Raw genomic sequence first — 679 nt, 5'->3', positions numbered from 1 at the left:
GGACTTACTATTATTATGTAGTAGCAAGCAGTGATTGTTCAACGGCAACAAGTAGTGTTGCTACGGTAGTAGTGAATGCATTACCAATGGTTTACGCAGGTCCAAACAAAACAATTACTTGTAAAAATGAAACTGTAATTTTAAATGGAAGTGTTACTCCTAATGAAAACCAAATAATCTATAGTTATTTATGGACTACACAAAATGGGGTGATTGATAGTGGAGCAAACACACTAACCCCAACAGTTAGTGAATCTGGACTGTATACTTTGAAAGTAACAAATTCTTTAACTGGATGTTCAAGCAGTTCAACAGTTTCAGTTAGAAAAAATATTACTCAACCTACAGCTGTGATTATCGCTTCAGATATAGAATTAACCTGCGATTTAACAACTATAACATTAAATGCTATTACTTCAGTTGTTCAAGGTGAAGCAAGTTACTTGTGGAGTAAAGACAATCAATGGATGTCTGGTATTACAACACCAAGTATTGAAGTAACAGAACCAGGAGAATATTTAGTGTTAGTTACTGATAGTGATAACGGATGTTATGATGCTGAAAAAATAACAATCACTCAAAGTATAAATAATCCAATAATTAGTATTACAGGAAACGAGACTTTAACTTGTACCACAACAAGCGTTGTTTTAGATGCAAGTGGATCAACAGTTCAAGG

The 679-nt window shown here is 33.7% G+C and carries 1 pseudogene; it reads left to right on the top strand.

The features are described from left to right. Window positions 1-679: pseudogene (locus Q0714_RS14155) on the top strand (hypothetical protein); the annotation flags it as partial.

The sequence above is a fragment of the uncultured Lutibacter sp. genome (assembly GCF_947493565.1).
In the GTDB taxonomy this organism is placed as follows: Bacteria; Bacteroidota; Bacteroidia; order Flavobacteriales; family Flavobacteriaceae; genus Lutibacter; species Lutibacter aestuarii.
Note: the sequence above shows the minus strand (reverse complement) of the source record. Positions and strands in the feature narration are given on the sequence as shown.